This window comes from Daejeonella sp. JGW-45, assembly GCF_029360805.1.
In the GTDB taxonomy this organism is placed as follows: Bacteria; Bacteroidota; Bacteroidia; order Sphingobacteriales; family Sphingobacteriaceae; genus Daejeonella.
Genome location: NZ_JARKNC010000010.1, coordinates 586897 through 605582, shown reverse-complemented (window position 1 = coordinate 605582; position 18686 = coordinate 586897). Strand labels below are relative to the sequence as shown.

Here is an 18686-nt window from a genome sequence, read left to right as displayed (position 1 = left end):
TCAGGGGTTTTTAAGAAGCTCGACTTTTCGCAGGATGTCATCAACTAATCGTTTATCCTCATTGATAAAGTCTGCAAAGGGGTTTATAGATTGAAGTGCTTTTTTCCTGCTGGCGTAGTACATCGTTGCTGCCAGCCCTCTCGATGCCCCGGCGATCCTACGCAACTCTGTCAAAACATGGCTGAACAGTATTTTGCGGTCGCTGGATTTCATCTGGTTTAGATCACCGAAACTTATTGCCAGTCCGTACAAGTAGTTACTTAGTAAATATGCCTGATCAGCCATGTCCATTTCAGCGTTATAGGCAAGCAATATCAATAATGGGTCGTTACCTGCTTGCTGGAAAATAAGGTTTTGCTGCTGGATGATTTCTGTGATAACAGGCGCAGCTTGTAATCCAATCTGTGTAGCATCTATTGCCAATCCGAGCGTTTGGAAGCGGCTCTGCAATTCGCGGTATTTGGTTTTAAGCTTGCTCATTTGAGAACGGTTCACTTCTTCATTTGCAGATGTAATGGCTTGTTTATTTCTAGCTTCCTCTTGCTTGCTATGCTCTGATTTGCTTTCGGCCACTAACTGATGCAAGAGTTGTACATTTATCTGGGCTGATCCTTCAGACACTATGCCCAACAAGATCAAGAAGAGAATAAAATATTTCATTGCTTCAGGTATTTGGCATTTCGGATAATATCATCAGCGATCTGTTTATCGATATTGATATACCCCGCATAGGGGTTCAGAGAATTTAGTATCCCACGCTGTTTTGCCCAGTACATGGAGCGGTACATACCGTAGGCCACACCCCGTAAGATCATCAATTCATTAACGATCCTGTTCAACAGTTTTGCCCTTTCCCCCGAATCCATGAGGTTACTCTTACCACCTTGTAATACAAATGAACTGACCTCTGCGGCCAGGTTTGTAGCCCGTGTTTTAAACTCCCTGGCACCCCCTTCCGCAAATAGCAACAGCGCAGGATTGCTTTGGGCAATAGTGACCGCCTTGTTTACATCTTCCACTATGTCAATACTGATTTCGGTAATATCCTTTACCGCAAGTAATGATCGGACCACGCCCGATACCTCACTCAAACCTTTATAAATCTGGTTTTGCAAGTCGTTTACTATTACCAGTTGCCCTGTTACCGCCAGTTGTCCGCGCTGTATCAGGGTCAGGTTATCGTTGGTTTTATTAAGCTGGCCATTAATGATTCCTGAATGGGCTGCCGTTGCACCGGCTGTCGCCGGATCGATGTAGATCTGGGTAAAACCTGGCAAAACCAGCAGGCAAAACCCTAAAATTGAGATTAGCTTTTTCATATAAAATCAGGTTTAAAATATTCTAAAGAACCAACTGGGAGTATCCCTTCCAGATTAACTTTTCGGACAAATGTTTCAAGCTTCAAGCTGCTTCGCTCCAGATCGGAAACAAAAGCTTCCAGCCCTGCCTGGTAAGATCCGTAAGCCCTCATGTAGGTTTCAACGGCATTTTTTTCCGGCTTTTCGGTGGTATACGTCAGGTATTGAAATAGCGATACTTCCACACCATAAACTTCGCCGGTTGATCCCCTGCGGATATACACTTCCTTAAATTTTCCACGACCTTCCTTGTTGTCAAGTTGATTAATGGTGAAGATCTTTTTCTGTTCAATTGGTGTTAATGAAAGCAGTTTTGCGATATCATCGTAATTCTCCTTGAACTTGCTTTGATCCAGCAGGCAAATGGTATCAGAGTTATTCAGGATACTGTCTTTGACCACCGCATTACCCAAAATATCTCCAAGCTCCTGGGTGACCACAATAGGTTCCCCCCAGAATTTGCGCATGGTTTTATATAAATAAAGAATGTACCCTGCCATTAAGGGTGATGCAATAGCTTTCCAGGCCTCTTCAAGGATCAGGGCTTTACGTTGTCCTGTGCGGTGGCGCATCTTCTGTAAAACCACATCCATAATGATCAGAGTCACTATGGGAAATAAAACCTTATTCTCCTTGATGGAATCTATTTCGTAGACGATAAACCTTTCAGTAAATACGGAAGCATCAGAGGTTTCATTTAAGAGCGATCCGTATTCACCGCCTCTGCAAAATTTCTTTAAAACATAACGGTATTCATCAAGGTCAAAACTGATCTTTTCATGATCTTTGATCTCTCTAATCTTCTCTACCGAATAATGATAAAAGGAATCAAAATTTAGAGCATCTATTTTCTTTTTAGATTCCGGTATGAAGTAGTCAGAATAAAATGCTGAGATCACATTGGAAAATATGGTATCTTCTATCTGAGAAATCGAGCCTTCGGCTCCTTTAAGAAGCAACCCTATCAAGGTTTTTAAAAAATCTTTTTTCTCAATGTTATATTCACTTTCGCTGATAGCGAACGGGTTCATCGTAATAGGGTTCTTTTCGGTATAAGTGTAATATTTACCACCGAAGTAGGCACACAAACCGGAATATGAATGGCCTACATCGACAATGACCACATCCATATTGTAAAGCATATACTGTTCAAGAAGCGCACACATAAAAAAAGATTTTCCGCTTCCACTGCCTCCCAGAACAAATTTTGAGCGATTATTTATTCGGTTAGTACGCATCGGTAAATCCGCCGGGTCTATACCTACCGGGATTCCCTGGCGGTCGGTAAAACGGATCAGAAAATCCGAGTCCTCATCTGTCAGCATGGATTCTTTGAAGAAAAAGCATAGCGCAGCGTCCGAGGTCGTTAAAAACCAGTCGTATTTTTTCAATTCTACCGCATTGCCGGGAAGAGCAGAGCGAAAAAGCTCCAGTTGATTATAGGCATTGCGTGAAGGGATAATACCTTGCTGGAAAAGTGCTGCTTCAATAAAATTGGCGGCCTTGCTAATTTTGGAAGCCTCTGCGCAAACTATAATATTATAATGAGCATTTACCAGCAGCTGATTTTCCCTGGCCACATCAACAAGAAGCTGATCAATATCCTCCACACAAATCAGGTTGGCCGGATCAGGCACACCGGAATGCCGTTTACGTTTTAATTCCAGTTTATTCAGTGTAAGCTGTTGTCCGGGAATCTCAATCACCTGATTATAAACGATGCATTGATAACCGGGTACCTGATGCAGGAAGGAAAGGTTATCAACCGGGAATTCACGAAGGTTCTTACCATCATGCTTTTCAGTATATGTGCCGAGCTTTTCCGGCAGGTCTATCGTATCTGTATTGATTAAACTAATACTACGAACTGCCCTTGTACCAATTCCTAGTTGCTGATCCCCGGAAAGGATGTTATCCAGGACAGCGTGTCCGGATGAAAACTCCATACCCAGGATAGCGGTGATATAGCAATTGATCTCTGTTTCATTCAAAAGGTGAGGGCTCAAACCTGAGCCGTTCAAAAGGTCAGATATTTTGCCCCGGTGCTGATGAAAATCGTTCAGCACTTTCTTATCGTACACATAAAATGCCCCTCTTTTAACCTGACGTGTCAGAATAAGGTAGGTGCTAATGTTGGTATATTCCCTTCCCTCAAAATGTTCATTATATTTCTGTTGCAGGAATTCTGTGGCAGGCTTAGGCTGATATTTTTGACGGGAGAATACATCCTGTTTCTGGATGATATATCCTTCACCCAGAATTTTGATCATGTTAAGCAAGAGGTGATGGTAAGCTGAATAAGCGTCAGGATCTGCACCGTACTGCAAAACAGGGTTACGTATCTGAAAGATCATTGAGAAATCACCTCTTTCCCCATACAGTACAGCATGACCATCATCAGGATCAATACCGGCATAGGGCATTTTAAATGCGGTCTTTTGATGTGTTTGCATATTTTATTTTTAAATTGATGGGATGTATAAAGACTCCTTTGTGGCGAGTTTTTGAATGCAGGCCATTCTTCTGTTGGAAAAAGGTATAGGAAAGTCCTCCGGTAATGGACAGTATGGTTACGATCCCACCCAGATACATATTTGTCAGGGCACCCAGCAGGCCGCCTGATACCAACCCTAATGCCAGCGACCCGATACCCCAGGCAATAAACTTTCCTTTAAATCCTTTATATACAAGGGGTTTCTGCAGCCCCTTGTATATGGAAAATTTGCGGATCATCAGACACCGAAAAATGCCTTAATAACCACAGACACCAAAACCAGGAATAGGCAGGATCCTCCCCAGCCCATAAGCTCTTTGTTGATGTCATTATCACCGGAATTCCATTTGATGTATACTCGTACACCTCCTATGATTCCTACTACCGCCCCAATCGCAAGGGTCAGTGATGATACCGGATCCACGTAACTTGTCAGCGAAGATGTTGCTGCATTGATTCCGGTTGTGCCGCCGCCGCCCTGAGCCAAGACGGTTTGTACTGCTACAGTAAACAGCGCAGCAAATGATAACAGTTTTTGAGTTTTACCTGTCATAAGAGTAAGAATTAAAAGGTTAATGTTTAAATGAAGAGTTAATTGACCCCGAACAGAGCTCTGAGAAAGGCACCGATCAGCGTTAAGAACAAGCAGGAAAAGAACCAGCCCATAACTTGAGCATCGATGTGATGATGTTTGCCGGATTGCCAGTTGGTATAGATTCGCAGACCTCCGAGTATCCCGCTGATCGCACCGATCACCAAAACCAGATCGGACAGACTGAAATACCAGCGGTGCATTTCGCCGCTTACCTGATAGAATTCATTTATACCTGGTGGTTGTTGAGCAAAGCAACAAAAAGGCAAGGCAACAAAAAAGGCAGCCAAAGCTGCCTTCAAAAATTGAGGAATGATTTTCATCCTGGAATTTGATTAAGGTGAACGTGAAGAAATCATGCGCATAAGCTATAAAGTTTAATAAGGGATCGCTCTGGTATATTCGATGAGGTCATCCTTTGCCAGATTGAATAGCTCTTTGATGCCCACGGCTCCGGTTGATCTAAGCAGACCCGAAGTAAAGTTGGACTGTTTTGGAGCGTCCGGCTCTGGGTTTTCCGGTGCCGAAGGAGGTGCTGGAGCTTCCGACTCTTCTTCATAAGTAATCAGTTCAGGGCTGGTATCTTCATTAAAAAACAATACCTCCTGATCACTTTCGGACCCTGGTTGTTTGCGGGTCATAAAAAGATCAAAGATTACATTCAGCCCATAGTAGGTAAGATAAATCACTAGTAAGATCAATAAAAAATTTGTCCATGTCATAAGTCTGTGTTTTTAAGGGTTTCTTTAATATAAGAGCTGAGCCAGGGATGCTGCTCCAGGAAAACTTGCAGGCTGTAGGCAATGAATTTGTTCATGTCAATGCCTTTTGCCAGCTTTAGTTGCTTTAGCAAATTGGTTGTCCGGGTATCAAGGCGAATAAGCATTTTGTCAGAGCCGCAAAGCTCGTACGCATCAAGGGCACCAAACAGGGATGTAATTTCCTTATCGGTTGCTTTAAGTGAAAAAGGCTTTTTAGATTTTTCAGGAGGGTTTCCTTTCGGGGTTACCGCATTTTCTGTGTCCTGTGATCGGATCTTTTCTCTAAGTTCGTCGGCAAGGGATTTAATACCAGTCATGGCTGTTCCTCCTTCAAAAGATATGCTTCATAAACCAGATCAAGGATCGGAAGGATTACCGGTAACAGGATAAGAGGTGTATGTACCGTACTGATCCTTTGGAAGTCTACGCGGTCAGCAATGCCGGGCGTAATTACACCAAAACGTTGTAATACCTTTTCCACTTCAAGCCTGGTTTCGTATTTCACCGTATTTTTGATACGGTTGGGAATAAAAATAAATGGCGCATGATTATTAATTTTCCGGGCGACCATTGCAAACAGCAGGGTTGAGTCTACTGAAAATTCATCATAATTAAACGGGCATAAAATCATATCTCCGGCCAGGAACACGGGGATCAGGCCATCATCGTCCATCTTGCCTGGCAAGTCGATGAGTACGATCTCCCCTTTATTCTTATTTAACACATTTAGCAGCATGGGAAAATGTTTGAGATCTGAGGGGATCACTTCATAGTCCGGTTCATTTTCTAAAATCTTCGCTTTTTCAGATTTGGAAACGATGGACTGCTGGTAATCCATGTCTAGTACAGTTACCCTTCGGTTGCGAATGGTAGCTAAATAATTGGCAAATAGCAGGGTGAGCGTACTCTTGCCTGCGCCGCCTTTTTGGTTGCCTATTAGTATAACCATTTCATAAATTTTATAAAGTTATCGGGTGTTTGTTCTTGATTTTCTTTTCTTGCGCCGATTCCGGCCGTATATCGCTTCATCATCAATGTCAGTAGCAATATCTATTTGCAGTTCAGGCAGCTCACCTGATATTCCTGTATCATACGGATCGGCTGAAGTTTCAGCATTCAAAGCATGAGATTCATCTGGATTTTGATTTTCACTTGAATATTCCTTAAGAGTTTCCTCACCAAAAGACAGATTGTCTTGAGAAATCCCTTTCATTATTTCAGAAAATTCGGGGTATGTTTCCTGTTTTATTCCGGGTTGTAAAGGGTCAATAAACTCTTTTAAGGACATGACTTCGCTACCTTTAAAAACAGCTTTCCGCGCATGATCAAGGATGGTGTATCCATAAGGTGAGTTACCATCTTTCGCATGGAATAGTATTTGAACTCCGAACTTAGCCTTAAGCATTTCAGCCAGGTTAGAAGAATAGCCGGTTATTGTTTTTTTCTTTCCTCCGGGAAGATCATGAGTTACGGTATAAATTTCTGGATTTACTTTTAGCCTGTATTTTTCAATTATCGACCGCAGCTGGCTGATACGCTCTTTATCTTTTTGATGGTCAGCTATTTTCTCATCTATCTTTTTTATTGGCATTTGAGACAGTTCTTTACCAAACTTGCTGATCTTATAATCCGTTACTGTTAAAGTCAGGGCATAACCCTGTGCTTCTAAAATCATCATGAACTGCGCCCGGGTGGAAAAACTATATAATAAAGCATTTTGAATATCTGCTATCGCAACCTTGTTTTCGTCCATCCCTAATACCCGGTTTAATACCTGGTATGCTCTTATTTTTTCATAAGAATCAGAGATCTTCCTGCCATCTTTTCCCACGCGAGTGGTAACCATGTGTATGTGGTTGTTCTTCGTATCCTTATGGAAAATCAGCAGATAAGGCTGATTTCTGTAGCCCATTCCTTTAAGCCATTGCTCTGCAATGTCAGTTAGCTGCTCTTTGCTGTGCGATCTTCCTTTGGCCGAAATAACACCATGGAATTGCGGAAACTTTGTCCGGGTGCTTTGGGCAGATTGAGCTTCAAGGTAATTGATATAATCCTGTGGCCGTAAACAATCCAAACCTTGTAGAGCCCCGAAGTTTTGTACCCTCATGAGTTCGCCTTTATCATTTTCGACCTTGCTGGTGTTATAACTTACCCCTTTAAAGGCTGCGGATTTATCGAGGATTTTTACAATCATAGATTAAGATTTCATCAGTCGAATAACTTGCCGGATCCCTTTTTCCAATTCTCGTTGGATATTAATGTAGGATCGAAAAAGTTCATTAAATTCTCTGGCTACGCTTTCAGTGAGCAACCCTTCATTATTGAGTATATTAGCATGTCTGGCCAGTTGATTAATGTTATTTCCACCTCTGCCCATTTCTGCGCCGATAGCATCAAGCTGTTTTAAAAGCTCCCCTGCATCAACCAAAACCTTATTTGAATTGTAAAGCACTCTGGTCCGGATGAGTTCCATACGAGTGATACCGAGGCCTTTTTCAATAATCAAGATCTGATTAAATTCGTCTTCTGTCAGCCTGGCTTTAATGATCTTAGTTCGTTTTCCGGATGCCATTTCCGGCCTGCCGACTTTCTTAGTTGCTTTCTTCATTAGGCTTCGGATGGGCTTTAAGGCGCTTTGCAGAAAAACCAAGTTGCGCGGTTTTTCACTCCTTTGTCCAGCCTTTCCCCTTCAGGGGTTAGGCTGGTCAAAGGCAAGTGAGTTTTTGGGTACCCAAAAACACAACTTGCCGGTAAAAAAACAAAGACTAGGGCTAATACCGTTTAAAGAAGATGGTATGCTAATGTATATAAAGGCTAAAGCTTTCTGGGGCTCTTCTTATGGCTTGGATTAGACTTCCTGGCTATGATTATGATCGGCTATTTAGATTAAGGCATAAACAGATATATAAATTAACCTCTAAATATCTATTTATATATATCGCTATGAGCTTAGTTATATAAGCCGGTAATTGTATATATGGTTATTCAGTTATCAGGCTATTTAAAAAGTTGTTTATACAAATAGGTAGCTATCCGTATATACGACTATCCAGCAACTTGTATAAAGGATTAGCAGGAATTAACAATACAAAAGCTGTTTAAAACAGGCTAAGTTGAATCATACTAACCTCAAACTTTGCAATGTCCTTCAGTGTAGCAGTCAGTATAGATTGATTGTAATTTGAGTTATCACTATTACCAACTTTTGATGACATCATTTCCTTTAGCTCATTCAGCCCAGCGGTTAATGCATCCTGACGGTTCTTAAAGTGTTTATCATAAACCGATATAAAACTTCCTCCACCTGCCATACCGTAGCTATAATTAAGAGAGTATGTCCATATATGGTATATACCTCTCCCTAAGTGAATAATGCTGTGCTCTGAATACCGGTCTGGATTTCCAAAGATCAGATCCTCGCGGTCTAAAAATTCAGGTCTTAAAAACCAGCCGTATTGGTCAAAACTGATTTCAGTAAAGCCAAATTCCAGTTGCTTACGGTAAGCATATAGATTCATGGTGATATGTCTTAACGATGTACCAAACCCGTTAAACCAGGAAAGTAGTCCGGAATCGCTTTCATTAATAGCAGTTAAGATCTCGTTTAAGATCCCCCTCTCATACTTTACAAGATGGTTCTCGTTTATGTAATTGTTTATTACTTTTTCTGACTGAAGGTTTAAAATCAAGCTTTCCATAACAATAAAATTTAGTTTTTTAATGCATGGTATAGAAGCGATCTGCTAAAATGTCAAGGGCCCGATTCTTCATCGGGTTTATCTACCCTTGACGGTTTAAAAGCAGATTGGGATACCTTTGCATGATAAAAAACTAACTGTTCTGGTAAGGCCTGATCCCTTCCGTATAAAACAGGATTATAAATAATCACCTGCTAAAACCAACTTTAAGGTTTTTAAAGACATCGTTGGAGGTTTTCATGCGAAATAGCGAAGCTTGATCTGCCATATGTTTCTCGTTGTAATCATTATATGCATTGTATAGATCTGAGCGATCTTTGGCATGAGGAATGGCGGATAGCAGTTGCTTCGTGGCTTGCTTACCGGATTGATCATGGTCAAAAAACACATCCACCACTTCAAATTTGGAAGCACGGTCAATAGCAGCTGAGATAAAAGACAAGGAATTAAGGATTAAAACAGTTGGCTTGTTTAGTGCTTGCTCATGTTTCCAACTTAGGAAATCCAAATATCCTTCAAAAACGGCTAATCGATTATCTTCTCCCTGAATAAAGCTCATTCCCTTTTTACCCAGGCAGCCTTTAAAATACTTATTTCGCACTTCCCACCCACCATTCTCATTTTTCCATCCTGCTGTAAAGAAAAGCTTTCGATCTTTCTTCATGTCCTCTATATAATAGTAAATCTCTTTCAGATGTTCCGTAGCAGTTTCCCATACCCCTCTATATTGTAGGTAACCGGTAATGGCGGGATTGCTGCCCAGTGGTTTTATCTCTTCAATTTTATAATTTGGGAGTTTAACGGCAATCCTGGGCCTGCTTTTTTGAGTCAGATCTCTCTGAGCAGGGGTTTTTGAAATTTCAACTGAACAGGTATCCTTAATCTTTTCAAGCACTTCTGCAAAGGAAAGAGGGAACCAGTAGGCTAGCCCGAGGTCGATTACATTCCCTCCTTTAATACCGGAGCGGTTTGGCCCGCCATGATCGTACCATAATCCCAGTTGCTCATTGACGCAAAGCGATGCTGTTTTTTCTTCCCGGAGCATACTAAGATAGAATAGCTCTTTGCCGGATTTATAAGCCGGAGCATAGCCCAAACGGCCTAACAGATCCACAAGGGAAACTTTCTCCCGGATCTCATTTGCATTTAAGAACATAACATATAAATTAAGTTTATTGATAGTATTTTGAATAGTATATAAACACAAAAGGGGCAAAATTGCCCCCTGGTTAACCCAGTATCCGCACCAAATTTATGCGGATACTGGTTCTATATATTCGGGATTACTCACGTCGGTTCCTACGAACCGGGCCCTCGCCTGCCAATGCGCTTTCAGATTATTGATATAATCTCACCTTCGCAAAATTTCCCGCTTCTCGCAGGATAATGTTTCGTCCCCCAATGTCAAAGATCGTGTTGTCACTGGGAACAAAGTTGTGGATGATGCAGAAGGGGCTTTACCAACTTCAAAATATTGGTAAAGATTTATTGACAGCGCTAAGCAATTACATATTTTGTCGCTTGGGAGTCTTTGGTTTATAACGGTTCGTTTCATCGATGTGCTTGTGGATTGAGTCACGCATTTCGTCCAGATATTTCGTATAACTAAGTGTTTTTCGCCTGCGGATATCAAGGAACATACGGTAAGCCTGGCTTAGATCAATTTGAAGACTATCTTCCAGCCATTCAATAACATCCCCGATTTCTGCTTTGCCTTCATTTAGTCTATGGGTATAATAGATCCCATAGGCAACTTCAATCAGTTCTACTTTGTCACCAGACCAACATTTTCTTTTACCGGCAAGTAACTCGGCGATAAAAACATTATCCGGGTTTTGGTAAAGAAGTTTTAGCCTCCTGATCAGGAATGATCTCAGCATCTCGTAAGCTCGAAATTTGGAGAACATATAATCCTGGTTAGTAGAGAACTCAGGATCAACAGCGGTCTGTTCAGAGCCCGTTGGAAAAGGAACGAGGTTGACACGCAGAAAATAGCTGTCATCCAGCGCGGTCTCGCTCCGTAGGAAGTACTGGTAATAAAACTGATGAATGGTAAAATATCTATTAATGATCTTTAGCTCATCCATAAAAAAATCTCTGATCATCTGATCTGTACCGCTGGGTACGGCTGAAAGTATCTGATATAGCTCAATCACATAAATATACCAGCAGTAAAATCTTGGCTTAATATTCTTAAAAAAATCAATCTCATCCTCGGGATCTTTAAAAGGGTGCTCCTGTATAAACTTCTTTAAATGATTTAAAGTAGTTGTAATACAAAAGAGCGATTCCGTTAAATTCTGAATAGCTTCCTTCAATGATCCATTAATGTTTTCCAATTGCGCTTCCATCTGAGCATACAATTCTTCTGTGTACTTGATTAACATATAGCAGTAGATTAAAGTAAATCCCGCCTGCCTGTTTACTGGCGATAACTCTCACAATGGACAGGATATTAGGACAAAATTGAGTAAATAGGGTGTGGGTATAAATACGCTAATAGGAGTATTTACCTACATCAAAAGGAGTATTTTCACGCGAAGTATAAGAGTAATGAGGGGTTTGATGCAACGGGCAGGGGCTATTGTTCCATCTTATGGATCAATTCAACCTTATTATTAACACCCATTTTTTCGAAAACATTATGGACGTGCTTCTTTACCGTCAGTTCAGAGATAAAAAGCTTTTCCCCGATAGTTTGATATTTACTGCCCTGTCTGAGCAGCTGTACAATTTCAATTTCCCGGTTGGTAAGCTTATACTTTGTACAATTGTCCTGGAACGCAGAAGGCCTCACTCCGTTTATGGTAATATCCATCAGTTGCTGATACTCAAGTCTTGCCTGGGTGACTGATTTAGAGATGAACATGATCGTGATGACCACAAAGCCGCCGTTTGTACAGATGACTTCAATCAACTGTCCTAAATTAAAATAGGCGATTACGGTCATCATCACCCAGGGAATAACTGCTAGGTAGACCGCGACGACCTCGATGAATGTTGCCCTGCTCCTGTCACCCTTATATTTTAACCGGATAGCCCTTAAAATTGCCCAAAGTACTATAATAGAGTAAAAGAACGGAACAATTATCCCATTCCTGATAGCAAAATCAAGATTTCTATCAATGGAATACACCAGTACAAAGAAAATAAGGTACGGTAGTATCAAAAATAAAAGAACTCCATAAATTGCATGAAAGCGAAGTTTCTTCAAATCAAAACCTTTATAAAAGTAATAAGGAAAGTAGGAAGCCATTAAAAAACCGCTTCCATAGGCTATGATGTTCTGGGTAACTATAGGAATTGAGGTAATTTTCGAGTCTGGAAATAGTCCTCCTGTGATATTATAAACAATCAGGAGAAATAACAAGATCAGATACCATAATCTGGCTTTGTCCTGCGGCCTGGACAAATAATGAAAGAGCTGGTAACCGAACATGATCAGTTCTAGTAGCACGAAGATGAAAGTCACTACATGCATCTCTGTTCCAAGTACCAGCATATATATCCAGTCTTTAAGTGTCCAAATTTCTTTTCATAAAATAAAGGGTATAGGTTAATTTGAGTTCAGCGTAAGTTTCAAAGCCGAATTTTTTATACCAAGGCAAATTCTTCATGGTGGATGTTTCCAGGAAAATCGGTCGTTCCTCCTTTTCACATTCCATAATGAGTTCCTTTAACAACTTACTTCCTATACCCAACCCCTGGTCAATAGGATTGACCCCTATGAACCATAAATAGCACATTCGTTCTTTAGGTTGGATCTTACTGATCTTGCTTTCCCTACCTATCGTCTTAAACAGGTTTGCAATTCCAATACAGGTAAAGAGGAGTTTGGTGTCAAGCCAGATGGACTTCAGAGTTGTTCGTTTTTGGTCGGGATAAACCAGTAGAGCACAGGCTTTGCGATCATCGGAAAGCAAGACTTTTCCAAATAGAGAACATACCTCAAAAGAATAATCCATGAGCGAACGTATTCTTTTATGCTTTTGATCGCCTTGCGGAATAATATAATTAACGCTCTTGTTGTCCATGAAAGAAGCTGTCAGTATATCTAATACCAGAGATTTGTATTCAAGAGTCGCTTTTATCATAATAGTTAGTTAGATGAAAACCTGTGGCAGAACAGGGCTGCATGACAAAAATGCCTTACTTAAAGTGACTAAGCCATAAAAACCGTCCAGTCTACATTTCCAATTTGCACTGAAGGAGGTAATATCAGTATTACCTTTGTTCCATTTTATTCATTATTGCTATATTTGAACTAAAATATTTAGTAGCTATAGCTATTTAACTTGTTTCTGAAATCCGCGAAATTTTAAGTTACACAAGGGGAAATAGATTGTATGCCTACGCTATGCGTGGGCTTCAGTTTATCTTGTGTAACGGGTCCCTCGCGGAACCTCAGAAGCAGGTCGCCTGAATGTCCCACGCTATTTTATGATCAAAAAAATAAAGCCTCCTGCTGGAAGCTTTAAGATTTTGTCGTTGTCTTAACGTTGAGGGAAAATGTGTGTAACCGTTGTGGTTATAATCACTGTAGGATCTATACCTGGCGCTTTTTGCTGCCGGACCTGACCGAATGTGAAGCAGTTTTCCTTTTTCATTAGGGACTTTGTTACTTTCAATGTCTTCATAGCTATAAGATTTTTATTTAAAGTAGCGTTCTCACTGATTCAAGAAGAATCTTTTACATCAACTCATTTTTTTGCGTGATAAAGCGAGCGTTATGCGTGATATTATATTTAATGTAACCGGGAAAAGGATTACTGTCGTTCATTACCACATTTTATTCTGGACGATTTTTATACTCTACGAGATCACTTTGGCGGCAGCTATACGGGAAAGATTTAATCATTTTGCTGATTACTTCCTTCATTATCTGCTTAACATTTTACTATTCTATGTCCACTGTTACGTTGTACTCGGAAATAAGCGATTTAAACAGATTAGCGACTACCGGAAGTCGTTGTTGCATTTGCTGCTGGTAATTTCCTGTTATTACCTTATTAGCGTAGGGATAAACAAGCTCCTGGTTTCTTCAGGGATTCCGGTTAATGTTACCGATAGCTCATCAAGATTATTTCAATTAGCAATTGTATACCGATGCATCTATATTATGGGTTTGAGCACTGCGTACCGTGTCACCTTGAATCTAATTAGAAACCGCCAGCGAATTCACGATTATAATACACAAACCCTGATCGCAGAAAAGGAAAAGGCAACCCTGCGCATGGAACTGGCCAGTTCGGAACTGGCCTTCCTGCGCTCACAGATCAATCCGCATTTGATCTTCAGTTTTTTAAATTCAATTTATAACCGTGTACGCAAAAAGGATACGGTCAGCGCTGAATATTTACTGGCTATGGCCGAACTCATGCGCTCTGCCCTTAAATCCCGGAATTCTACAGAAGAAGTTTTACTTGTATCTGAAATAGAGCATATTAATAGATACATAGAGCTTCAAGGAATGCGTTATTCCCCGGCTATTAACTTCAATACTTCCATTGATGACTGCGAATTAAAGATTATTCCAATGCTTTTGATCACCTTAATTGAAAATATTTTTCAGCATGGCGACCTGCAAAATCCTCAAACAGTTCCACTTATCGAAATTTTAACTTTTCAGGGAGAGTTAAGGTTGCGAACGAAGAATTATATAAGGGGTGATAACACACCAAGAAATGGGGTAGGACTGACTAATACACGTAAACGGCTGGATCTTCATTACCCGGACCGGTATGTGCTTGAATACTTTGCTGATCAGGATATATTTAATCTCAAACTCGTAATTAATCTCAAATAATATGGCAGACTATAATTGTTATATCGTAGACGATGAAGTCGATTCAATTGAAATTTTGCAAGATTATATCAACCAAACACCGGATCTCAGGCTTATTTTTTCTACCACTAATCCAAGGGAAATCTTTTCTGTAATCACTAAACTAGGAAAACCAAAGATCACTTTTTTAGATATTGAAATGCCGGGTATTACCGGACTTGAACTGGCGGGCCTCATCAACTCCCATACGGCTGTTATATTTATTACTTCACATATAGAGCATGCACTCGAAGCATTTGATAAAGGAGCCTATGATTTTCTTGTTAAACCTATTTCTTACTCGCGGTTTTTACAGGCAGTCATCAAGGTACAGGGCCTGATACAAAATAACCACGTAGTAGAAGAAAACTACTTTTTCATCCGGGGCAACAATCAGGGCGAGGTGATTAAAATTTATTTCGAAGAAGTACTATATGTGGAATCATTGTCAAACTATGTTAAGCTCTATACAGAACGGAGTATGCATGTCACTTATCTGACCCTCAAGGAATTTGAGTTCAAACTAAACAGGAATAATTTTTTTAAGATCCATAAAAGTTATGTGGTGAATCTTGACAGGATACGTCGAATGATCAATAATGAGCTAACTATGGAAAACGATGCGGTTTTATCAGTCGGACCTATGTATAGAAAAAATCTTCATCTCAAGATAAAGAACAGAACTTTTTCTTCAGATCGTAGAAAGGGGTTTGATAGCTAATTAGCATTCTGGTCATTTTAAAAAGAAAATAATAGGTTTTAACCTCAAAAAATGGCTGATCATGGAGGTAATGCCTGTTAAGATGCATGTGGTTTAGATCTGTCATCAAGTGTAACTTTTCATCAGGCTCAAGCGATTCTGCTACTGTGCGGAGCCGGATCATATACTTTTTCTCGACAATTCCCTTTTCTGTTTCGAGCATCAATGCCCATAGATCCTTTTTGTGTTCTCGGAATTCTAAATCAAATTCAACTTTTTGGCTTTTGGTTAAATGACAGGAAATTGATTTAGAAACTTCTTCTATTTTATGATAGTCGAGCCCGATACTCAAACAGCCCATAAAAACGTGTTTTATTGCGACAAAAAGCTTATCCCGTACCGAATAATGGGATAGTTTGAACTGTCGAAGACTGGATAATACTATTTCACTGCTTAACTCAAAGAGCTCTTCTGCACGTTGAATTCCTATCACAGCATACCTTTCCATTTCTGGTATATACGTTGATAGCTCAATCCTTTTCAAGTTTGGCAATTCTCGAAAATTCTGTTCCAGTATTTTATATGTTTTCAAAACCATAATTTCTCTTCCCGGCATTTGTTTCAGTCTTACCCTTAAATGGAAATTCTGATCGCAGTAACTGATGAAAAACCAGGAAGATATGTTGCCCTGTCGGAAATTTTCCGAAACAAAAGGGTGTATATAATTCACTAAAAGGTCGGTATACCCTGCCGGATGCAGGTAGATCTTAAAATACAGCCATTCATCAAAAGGGAACAGCTTATCCTTTTTCGTTATACCCCACGGTAATAATCCCGGACGGTGAATGTGAGAAGAATACGACTTTTCCCGGTTCATCATAAAGGCAATCCATTCATGAGTATAGGAATTTCCCTTTTTATCATTAACCAAAGTTTCCTGATCCTTGTAATATTCTTTTAGTATGATCTTTCCGGAAAAGGGGACTTCTTGCAGCAATAAAAGAACATCCTTCTCACAGGAAAGCTTTATATAAAGTAAATGATCATGCATCACATAGCAAAATTCTTCCGGCAGACCTATTTCGACAGCAATTGATCTGAATCCCCGGATCTGGGAATGCGAATCTAAACTTTTTAATTCAACAAGGGGTTTTGCATCAAGATACCAGGTGGCGGCTTCCAGTATTATATTCTTATATCTGATCCTTGGATATGCAGGTAATCCGGGAAACAGATCAGTCATACTGAAATTCAGGATTGGATCAGTTCCTTCGTATTGCAGATCACAGAGAAACCGGAAGATGGGAAGTGAACTGTTGTGATAATTGTAAGCACTGCTGAACCGGGGAATGATCCGCTTGTTTAGCCTGGCAGATCTGAGATGCAAACAATCATCGACAATTGAAATGTATAAATCGTTCAGCTTTATCACAAAATCATCAGGAACTTCAGGATGATCAAAAAAGGGAATCTGATAGTCATAAACCATCGCCTTGCTCTTTACGCTTGCAAGGTTAGCGCTGTCAAGATGAGAGATCTCCGCAAAAAGAACATCCGGGTTATGCTTCATTTCTATTTGCGCGATATCTTTTGCAAGATCCAGGATACCGGGGTCGAGAACCGTAAAGCGTCCGATCATATTAAGCCCGCTCACACCACCCGCCGCTCTTATGAACACCTTGTCACCAATCACTGAGAAAACCACCGAGGCCCCCGGCGGATAAGTTTTGTGCGTGACGTTCAGTTTTGAAAGATCCTGATCAATCAGTTCAATTTCGGGTATACCATAACCGGACTGCATTGTCCATTTACTAAGCAGCAGTTCATGCATGGGTGTCCAGGTTATACGTTCCGGCATTTTAGTCTGTTTCTCAATCAGAAGGTCATTACTCAGACCTGCATAATCAACACCCATCTCCGGGTCAAGCGCTTGTAGAAGGGGCACTTCTTTCCTGTCAAACAGCTTTCTGAACCGATCCTTAAAATGGGTCAAAGCCTTAGGCTCATACCTGCTGCTTAATTTCTCAAGGCAGTGTACAGCATCCTGAAGCTGCCGGTTTAAACCAACGGGATGGGAGCCGGTAACTGAAACACGGCAATAAGAATCATAGGAAGATCCGGGAAGCTCTTTATGTTCCGGCATTAACGGATATGGAAACGATCTACATGGATATTTATGAGGCATAATGATCTGCAAGGCGATCAATTCATTTACATACCAATCGAGTTCATTCTTGTCAATGCTGCTGTTATGAAGTAAATCTAAAAGTGATTCCCGGCTGATTGTGTGTTTACAATCTGCCAGGTTCCTTATCACATCAGAGGCAAAGATCTCTGCGATAGAAAAAGTGTTTCCCCTATCTTTTTCATCCTTCTTCAGAACTCTGTAATCTGTCCCATAAGGATATAGAAATGGGTTTACCCTGTAGTGATTTTCCTCAAACAAGATGCCGGAATGATGGTCAGTTAGGCTCTTTTTAATCACCAGTGTCTCAAATGCATCCTCGCTAACGACAATTTCAGGATCTTTTGTTTCATTCCAGGGGAAAATGGCTATTCCAGCAAAAGCTCCGAAAGGGGTCGGCCTGTAACATATCCGCTTGTGATATTTCATTAGGGTATGTTTCATTTTTTTGCTGCAATTCCTAAGTTGAAAATCATTGCGGTTTAATTCCCCATCCAATACATCACTTGCAAGAAAAAGTGCATCTCTGAATACCGGGTTTTTCAGCATTTCATCAAGGGGTTCGGCTGCTTTATTTACAGGGAAACGCGGTATCCGTAAAACCATCCTGGGATATAGATCATAGACTTTCATAGGTATCCCAAAATAATGACATCATGACCTCCGGCATTAGATTTCGTCCGCTAATTTCCCGTGGTCATCACGCAAAATCTCCAGTTGGTGTAAAAAAATTTGTACATCTGCAAATAATCAGGAAATTATTGGAACGGAAGGGCCGGAAACTGCCCGGTAGATCATCTTCAGCAATTGCTTACCGGAATAAAGTTCCCGGCTCTCAACCTATGAAACTGACCGATCTATATGAGCTCCTTTCGTTCACATCATCAAAACCTGCAAAGGATCCTGAACATGCTTGAAAAAGGCAGGTTCATTTCCCGAAGACAAGCTTCACGTCTTTTCGGTTGTACGGAAAGGACAATTGCGACCTGGATAAACGAGCTGCGAGAGGAGGGACATGATATCCATTATTCCCGCTCATTACAAAAATATTTACTGAAAAAAGGAGTGAAAAAG

19 protein-coding genes are annotated in these 18686 nt (G+C 40.6%); 2 read left to right on the top strand and 17 right to left on the bottom strand.

Annotated features, from left to right (window positions below):
- From P2W76_RS16315 to P2W76_RS16240, 16 genes are all read right to left on the bottom strand, one after another.
- Window positions 1–660, bottom strand: a complete 660-nt coding sequence (locus P2W76_RS16315) for a hypothetical protein (RefSeq protein WP_276348964.1) — start codon at window positions 658–660, stop codon at window positions 1–3.
- A complete protein-coding gene (locus P2W76_RS16310; protein WP_276348963.1) occupies window positions 657–1319 on the bottom strand; it encodes a hypothetical protein in 663 nt (220 codons plus the stop codon). Before P2W76_RS16310 ends, P2W76_RS16315 begins: the two co-directional genes overlap by 4 nt.
- A complete protein-coding gene (locus P2W76_RS16305; RefSeq protein WP_276348962.1) occupies window positions 1316–3811 on the bottom strand; it encodes a TraG family conjugative transposon ATPase in 2496 nt (831 codons plus the stop codon). Before P2W76_RS16305 ends, P2W76_RS16310 begins: the two co-directional genes overlap by 4 nt.
- Window positions 3783–4091, bottom strand: a complete 309-nt coding sequence (locus tag P2W76_RS16300) for a DUF4133 domain-containing protein (RefSeq protein ID WP_276348961.1) — start codon at window positions 4089–4091, stop codon at window positions 3783–3785. The genes P2W76_RS16305 and P2W76_RS16300 overlap by 29 nt, the downstream gene beginning before the upstream one ends.
- Complete coding sequence (locus tag P2W76_RS16295) at window positions 4091–4405, bottom strand: DUF4134 domain-containing protein (protein ID WP_276348960.1); 315 nt, start codon at window positions 4403–4405, stop codon at window positions 4091–4093. The genes P2W76_RS16300 and P2W76_RS16295 overlap by 1 nt, the downstream gene beginning before the upstream one ends.
- A gap of 38 nt (window positions 4406–4443) precedes the next feature.
- Window positions 4444–4767, bottom strand: coding sequence for a DUF4134 family protein (locus tag P2W76_RS16290; protein ID WP_276348959.1), 324 nt, complete (start codon window positions 4765–4767; stop codon window positions 4444–4446).
- A 54-nt stretch (window positions 4768–4821) separates the two neighbouring features.
- Window positions 4822–5166 carry a hypothetical protein gene (locus P2W76_RS16285; protein ID WP_276348958.1) on the bottom strand — a complete coding sequence of 115 codons (345 nt, stop codon included), beginning with the start codon at window positions 5164–5166 and terminating at the stop codon, window positions 4822–4824.
- The gene (locus P2W76_RS16280; RefSeq protein ID WP_276348957.1) at window positions 5163–5522 is read right to left on the bottom strand and encodes a hypothetical protein; all 360 of its coding nucleotides are present in this window, start codon (window positions 5520–5522) and stop codon (window positions 5163–5165) included. The genes P2W76_RS16285 and P2W76_RS16280 overlap by 4 nt, the downstream gene beginning before the upstream one ends.
- Entirely contained in the window at window positions 5519–6154 is a 636-nt protein-coding gene (locus P2W76_RS16275) for a ParA family protein (protein WP_276348956.1), read from the bottom strand. Before P2W76_RS16275 ends, P2W76_RS16280 begins: the two co-directional genes overlap by 4 nt.
- Window positions 6155–6172: 18 nt before the next feature.
- Window positions 6173–7399, bottom strand: coding sequence for a relaxase/mobilization nuclease domain-containing protein (locus tag P2W76_RS16270; RefSeq protein ID WP_276348955.1), 1227 nt, complete (start codon window positions 7397–7399; stop codon window positions 6173–6175).
- A gap of 3 nt (window positions 7400–7402) precedes the next feature.
- Window positions 7403–7813 carry a plasmid mobilization relaxosome protein MobC gene (locus P2W76_RS16265; RefSeq protein ID WP_276348954.1) on the bottom strand — a complete coding sequence of 137 codons (411 nt, stop codon included), beginning with the start codon at window positions 7811–7813 and terminating at the stop codon, window positions 7403–7405.
- A gap of 490 nt (window positions 7814–8303) precedes the next feature.
- Window positions 8304–8903, bottom strand: a complete 600-nt coding sequence (locus P2W76_RS16260) for a hypothetical protein (RefSeq protein WP_276348953.1) — start codon at window positions 8901–8903, stop codon at window positions 8304–8306.
- 187 nt (window positions 8904–9090) lie between these two features.
- Window positions 9091–10059, bottom strand: a complete 969-nt coding sequence (locus tag P2W76_RS16255; protein WP_276348952.1) for a toprim domain-containing protein — start codon at window positions 10057–10059, stop codon at window positions 9091–9093.
- 349 nt (window positions 10060–10408) lie between these two features.
- Window positions 10409–11290 (bottom strand): RteC domain-containing protein, encoded by an 882-nt coding sequence (locus P2W76_RS16250; RefSeq protein ID WP_276348951.1) that lies wholly within the window; start codon window positions 11288–11290, stop codon window positions 10409–10411.
- A gap of 194 nt (window positions 11291–11484) precedes the next feature.
- Window positions 11485–12405, bottom strand: coding sequence for a helix-turn-helix transcriptional regulator (locus P2W76_RS16245; RefSeq protein ID WP_276348950.1), 921 nt, complete (start codon window positions 12403–12405; stop codon window positions 11485–11487).
- A gap of 13 nt (window positions 12406–12418) precedes the next feature.
- On the bottom strand, window positions 12419–12997 hold the full coding sequence (locus P2W76_RS16240) for a GNAT family N-acetyltransferase (RefSeq protein ID WP_276348949.1): 579 nt from the start codon (window positions 12995–12997) through the stop codon (window positions 12419–12421).
- Window positions 12998–13632: 635 nt separating this feature from the next.
- On the opposite strand from P2W76_RS16240, the gene P2W76_RS16235 reads away from it, so the two are divergent.
- Both P2W76_RS16235 and P2W76_RS16230 read left to right on the top strand, forming a co-directional pair.
- On the top strand, window positions 13633–14709 hold the full coding sequence (locus tag P2W76_RS16235; RefSeq protein WP_276348948.1) for a histidine kinase: 1077 nt from the start codon (window positions 13633–13635) through the stop codon (window positions 14707–14709).
- A gap of 1 nt (window position 14710) precedes the next feature.
- Complete coding sequence (locus P2W76_RS16230; protein ID WP_276348947.1) at window positions 14711–15448, top strand: LytTR family DNA-binding domain-containing protein; 738 nt, start codon at window positions 14711–14713, stop codon at window positions 15446–15448.
- Here the strand turns inward: P2W76_RS16230 and P2W76_RS16225 are convergent.
- The gene (locus P2W76_RS16225) at window positions 15393–18245 is read right to left on the bottom strand and encodes a lantibiotic dehydratase (protein ID WP_276348946.1); all 2853 of its coding nucleotides are present in this window, start codon (window positions 18243–18245) and stop codon (window positions 15393–15395) included. The genes P2W76_RS16230 and P2W76_RS16225 overlap by 56 nt on opposite strands.
- Window positions 18246–18686: the final 441 nt, after the last annotated feature.